This is a genomic window from Methanophagales archaeon (assembly GCA_021159465.1).
Lineage (GTDB): Archaea > Halobacteriota > Syntropharchaeia > Alkanophagales > Methanospirareceae > G60ANME1.
This window is the reverse complement of sequence record JAGGRR010000016.1, coordinates 1-5,894: the sequence shown is the minus strand read 5'-3', so window position 1 is coordinate 5,894 and position 5,894 is coordinate 1. Positions and strand designations below refer to the sequence as shown.

Below are 5,894 nucleotides of genomic sequence, written 5' to 3'. Positions count from 1 at the left end.
CACAAACCCGGAAAAGGTTTATATTTACACCAATATTTAATTTTTACTAAAATAATATCCTCCAATGTTTTCAAATCTTTTACTTATGGTTACAAATAAATTTAAGATATCTGTTTACTCTTATCTCTATATTTGATAGTTTTGGTTATTAACATATAAATAGAAAAAAACCGAAAATCATTTTATTAAAACACATAATAATATTACCAAATACATGCCTCGATGAGGAAAAAGGCGAAAGTGATGAAGATGGCAGGCGAGGGTGGAAAGCGAAATAAAAAGCTTGAAATCAGTAAAGGAGGCAGATATGAAAAGCTTTTCGACGGGGTGAGTGAAGCGATGAAGAAGAGGGAAGAGGGTGTTCCTCTTTTTTCGTTACTTTCTTCTTTTCCTAATTTAGTTGGGTTTAGTCCGAAAATCAGAAATAAATTAGGGAAATTCGCCCTCTTCCTAATCTATTGGGGGTTCATTATTTATGCCCCTAACAACGTTGAAAGAAATTTAACGAAGGTTATAAAGAAGGACTTCGACGAAAGGGTAAGGAACAAGAGTAACAACTCCGATTTGGGAAATAGCTCTTATATTTTCTCTTTACATGCAAAGAAATGCTGCAAGCAAATCCTTTACCGAGGCTTTGTTTCACATCTAAAGAGAGGTTGGGATAAAAAATTTAGGAGGTGATATGAAAAAGATGAACCATATTTCCAGAAGGAGTATAGACAGAGAAAAAGAGAAAAAAAGAAGTGATGGTAGAAAAGCGGCTCGTGCAAACCTGAGTATCGCTGCAGTGGTGAGTGTTTTGGTGATCTCATTAACTACGGCGATGTTAGCAACAGCGGCAGAACCGCCAGCTCCGTTCCATGTCTATGGCTGGGTGAAATATAGCAATGGAACCGCAGTGCTCAACCCGAATATGAACATAACGAACCACAATACCAGTGAGAATTATAATGTGGAGACGAATGCATCTTCTAACTACTATCAGGTTATAACTTCGTCGTGTAACGTTAGTGCCGGCGATGTACTGTATTTCAATGCCAGCGATAATGGCAATTCAACTAACTGCTCGGTTACGGTTACATCACAGGACATGACCGATGGCGGTTTGTTCGAGCAGAATCTTACTATACAATTACCACAGGTTGGGATATGCGGTGATGTGACCGGCGATGGTAGCATAAACATGGGAGATTACGCTTTACTCGTGAACAACGTAAGTTATCCCGGTAATCCCACATACAACCTCAAAAATGAATGGGCTGGCGACGTGACCGGCGATGGTAGCATAAACATGGGAGATTACGCTTTACTCGTGAACAACGTAAGTTATCCCGGTAATCCCACATACAACCTCAAAAATGAATGGGCTGGCGACGTGACCGGCGATGGTAGCATAAACATGGGAGATTACGCTTTACTCGTGAACAACGTAAGTTATCCCGGAGATCCTATGTACAACCTGAAATGCAGGTAATGAACGAAGGAACAAATAGAGTGCCAAAATGCTGCAAAGATGCCCTCGGTGTGGAATGCCCGAGGGTAATTTTTAGCAAAAGGATAGGCAGAGGATGCCCCTGAAGAGAGAAGGCATGGTGCAAATCCATGCGGGGGCTGAAGGAAAAAGAAAGATTAAAGCCATAAAGCGCAAGGAGGGGCGCTATACAGATAACCCCTTAGGAGGTGAAAAAGGAAAAAAATGAATAAAAAGAAAAGCGGTAAGAAAACGATTGGAATAGCAATGGCTGTGCTAATACTCGGTTCTGCATTCGCAATGCTCGCACCTGCCTCTGTCGCAGACCATCCGCATGAGATACCAGTGGGTGCAACTACCATAATCTATTTCCATCCAGACAATACTAAATCTCCTGATTGCAGTGATAAAACTATCCAGATATACGTCAATACAACCAAAGGTATAACATCTGGTCAACTGGCCATACTATACAATCCTCAGTGTATTAACGTAACAAACTGGGCGCGTGATGCTCTTTGGACTTCTGGTGGATGGGATACAAGATATAACGGCTTGGAGTGGATAACTTTTGGCAAAGCAGCGCCTGAAGTAACCGGTGATCTATTAGTTGGCACTCTTACAGTTCAGTGTAACTCCTCTTGCTGCTGTGGAACTAATTTGACTTTCGGAAATGACCCGAGAACTGGGCAACCAACAGCAGTATATAACGCAACTGGCGGGTTAGTTCCTCATGTGGCAGACAATGGCACTTTCATCTGTGGTAAGCCTTTAGAAATCACCAAGACAGTCTGGGACGCAAGTGCGAATGCGTGGGTAGATGTACTTGGACCATTGTCCTCCGACTGGAAGGATAAGGACGTTATATTCAACATTACAGTGAACTCGAAATGCGTGAATCTTTCAAATGTAAGAATCAATGATGTCATGGATGCGAGTCTGAAATATAATGACAGCGCATCTCTTAATCCTGATTCATACACAGACCATACTGTGAACTGGACTTTGGCTTCATTGCCTGCTGGAACCTCGCAATCCGTTACTTTCAATGCCACTATCGTTGATTATGGCACGAACACAGACATAGCAACCGTGACTGCAACCGTAGCTGACTTGGGTGTCGATATTCAGGCACAGGACGATGCAAGCGTGACGACCATGCCTCCTGCTCGTATTATGGTGAATAAGACCGTATGGGACGGAACGGCATGGGTGGAAGGGATAGACAATGCGAAAATCGGCGATACCTACATGATGCGGTGCGAAGTCCGTAATGGAGGTTCGCCCGGCATGGACCTCAGCGACATAGAGGTCTGGGATGTAATATCGCCAAGTTTAGCTTATGCGGACAGCGCGAGATTGCGAACCCCTGATGGTATCTGGAGAAGCATAGAGCCTCCAACCAGCACATCCACCGGTCCTAATGGCGAAACTATCGTCAACTGGACTATTAACAATTATCTGCTGAACAATTTGACGTTATATCCATCTCAGATGCTCGTTATTGAATACAACGTTACAGTGGTGAACTATGGCAATGACACGAACACGCAGTTCGCAAAGGGTTGGTGCGATGCAGTCCATACATGGATTGTGGGCAACGACACCGCTTACATTAATACACCGAAACCCGACCTCTCAGTTAGCGACATCACCATCAATTACGATGCATCTGGAGTAGGAGGGAAAGCAGTTGGACCGAGACCTGGTCCAGGTGTGAAGACGGAATGTAACAATATTTCAGCAGTGATAGAAGAGGACAGCGGTATTGATGTCGTATTCCCGTTCAATGTTACGTTCGCTGAGAAGAACCTGGGAACACTATGCACTGTTAGAGTTGACAATTTAGCAGGTTATACCGATAAAACCGTATATTGCGACTGTTCGGATTTCAGACCAAAAGCAGGCGATATTTACAGCATAAGCGTGACTGTGGACTCTGATAGTGAGATTCTGGAATCAGACGAAACGAACAATACGATGTGGAATAACGGAACCGCTATATGGAACGGCTACAAAGGCGATGGCTGGGAAGGTCCGGACATGAACCTGACGAACGGGCAGTGCCACGAACAGGGAACTATCAACTTGACATACTCTCCTGGCGACAGCTATTACCAGAGTGGATGGAACACCTGGAACCCTTACCCCTACGCAGCTAACTGGATTCCAGATGACCTGAACATCCCACCAACTGATACCTACATCAAGAAAGCTCGCTTGTATGTCTATTATCATGGTGACGAATACTACCAATACCAAGGCATTAACATCAGCCCTGAACAGGCAATAGCGAATCTCAGCTTGACATTTAACGGCTATGATATGACACCAGTTGCGGACTATTCAGATAGAAAAGGCTTTGGCTCATGGGATTATTCCAGTGGTTATGGTGTATTGGTATACGATGTGACGGACAAGCTTATAGCAACGGGTAATAACAATACTGCTAAACTCTATAACGATAATCCAGACCATAAGGGTGTATCAATAGAGGGGATGGTTCTGGCAGTGGTTTACAACAATACTAATGAGCCTGAACGAATCATATGGATAAGAGAGGGCTGTGACCTGCTGAACAGTGGTTACTATGACTCGCCAAGCAATTACTACGGAGTAACTCCAGAAGAGGCAACAACTTATGTACCGTTCACGGGTTGCGAGCCAATACCAACGAGCGAAGTAGTCAATGCCAAGTTAGTAACAATTGCAGGAACTGGCAATAAGGGCGATGACTACAACAAGCTGTTCTTCAACGGACAGCTTATAGGACATGGATTGTGGCCCAATGGATATGTACCAGGCACAAATATCGGCATCAACGAGACTGAAATACCCCGTGAGTTCATCCAGCCAGCCAATAACACGGTGGCATATCAGGACAATGCTGATATGTTTGCTGTTGACACTGCTTTCCTCATCCTGGAGAAAGGTAAGCCAGAGATAGCAGCGGAAGTGCCTGCTGAATGCGTGGCTCAGGGCGAGCAGTTCACTGTTAATGTCACGGTCAATCCGAGAGGCATTCCGATTTACGGCGTTGAATACGAGATTTCATTCGACCCGACGGTGATACATGCGGAATGGCAGAACGAAGGCGACTTCTTGAAGCAGGACGAAGCAAGCACGAACGTTTACGTCAATAACATAGACAATGATGCAGGCATACTCGCTTTCGCTGTTACACGAACAGGCACGCAAACTGGTGTAACAAATCCAGGAACTCTTGCGAGAATACACTTCACGGCAACGAAACATGGTGCGAACACCATCCTGAGCTTCACGAAAGTGAAGGTATCTGATTCTGATGCGAATCAAATCTATACAGAATCTGCTAATGGCACCGTTCAGGTATGTGAGAACCTGCCGCCGGTTGCTCGCGGTAAAACATTGTTCAAATTCAACAATGTGGGCACGAAATACCTGAGCAAGACATACTTCGATGGTTCCTGCTCTCATGACCCGGATGGTAACATCACCTATTACCGATGGGCGTTCGGCGATGGTAACTACGACACCGGTGAGACCGTTGAATACGTGTACGGAAGCTGGAACTGGGGCTCAGACGGTTACGAGCCTTTTAATGTCATACTCACAGTTGAGGACAACGGAGAGCCCGTCCTTGATAACAGCACTTCGTTCCCGGTGAACGTGTTCATTGCTGGTGACGCAAACGGAGATGGCGTCGTGGACATATTTGATGGCGTAATCGTGGGACTCGATTGGGACGAGGAATGCACATCGGGAAGCTGGACAAGTGACCGCTCAGACCGCGCAGACTTGAACAACGACTGTATCGTGGACATCTTCGACGGTGTAATTGTGGGCGCCAACTGGGACCATACCGCATATTAAAACTAAACAGGCGATAGGGAGTGAAAAACATAAAAAATCCAAATTTTTCCTTTTTTTCTTTTTTCGGGAATGTCGGGTAAAAAAAGAATGAGCAAAAAATGGAAAAGGGAGTGAAAAAAGAGGAGATATGTAAGTGTAGACCTGCAGCGAGAACAGGTTTAATTATGACAGCAGCAATAGCACTGGCATTGTGCGTCTTTGCATTTGTCCAGTCTGCAACAGCAGCACAGGTCAGTGTCGTGCCTGCATATCAGGAGGTTTTAGCAGGACAGAACTTCTCGATTGATGTCTATATAGATCCGGAGGGCAGTGAAGTATTCGGCGCTCAGTATGAACTGCACTTCAACAATTCACTGCTAAATGCAATTGCACAGGATAAGGGTCCGTTCTTCGGCAGTGGTAGTGATTCAACTGTGCTCAAGAACGAAATCAATAATACTATGGGCTGGTTAAAATACGGTGAGGTAAGAACAGCAACTCCGGGAATAACTGAGCCAGGCGTTCTCGCAACTATCTCATTCCATGCAATTGACGATATTGATGGACTCAGCGAGCTCAAATTCACCGTAGT

The 5,894-nt window shown here is 44.8% G+C and carries 4 protein-coding genes; all 4 read left to right on the top strand.

What is annotated here, in order from left to right:
* The first annotated feature begins 249 nt into the window (after positions 1-249).
* Positions 250-681: a hypothetical protein gene (locus J7J01_00550; GenBank protein MCD6209381.1), complete on the top strand. Its 432-nt coding sequence runs from the start codon at positions 250-252 to the stop codon at positions 679-681.
* A 1-nt stretch (position 682) separates the two neighbouring features.
* Positions 683-1,474, top strand: a complete 792-nt coding sequence (locus J7J01_00545) for a dockerin type I repeat-containing protein (protein MCD6209380.1) — start codon at positions 683-685, stop codon at positions 1,472-1,474.
* A 222-nt stretch (positions 1,475-1,696) separates the two neighbouring features.
* A complete protein-coding gene (locus J7J01_00540; protein ID MCD6209379.1) occupies positions 1,697-5,323 on the top strand; it encodes a DUF3344 domain-containing protein in 3,627 nt (1,208 codons plus the stop codon).
* A 98-nt stretch (positions 5,324-5,421) separates the two neighbouring features.
* Positions 5,422-5,894 (top strand): hypothetical protein (locus tag J7J01_00535; GenBank protein MCD6209378.1); only part of this gene is annotated, 473 nt, incomplete at its 3' end.

Coding starts and splice junctions, on each gene's coding strand:
- J7J01_00550 (MCD6209381.1), top strand. CDS start 250: ATGGCAGGCGAGGGTGGAAAGCGAAATAAAAAGCTTGAAATCAGTAAA.
- J7J01_00545 (MCD6209380.1), top strand. CDS start 683: ATGAAAAAGATGAACCATATTTCCAGAAGGAGTATAGACAGAGAAAAA.
- J7J01_00540 (MCD6209379.1), top strand. CDS start 1,697: ATGAATAAAAAGAAAAGCGGTAAGAAAACGATTGGAATAGCAATGGCT.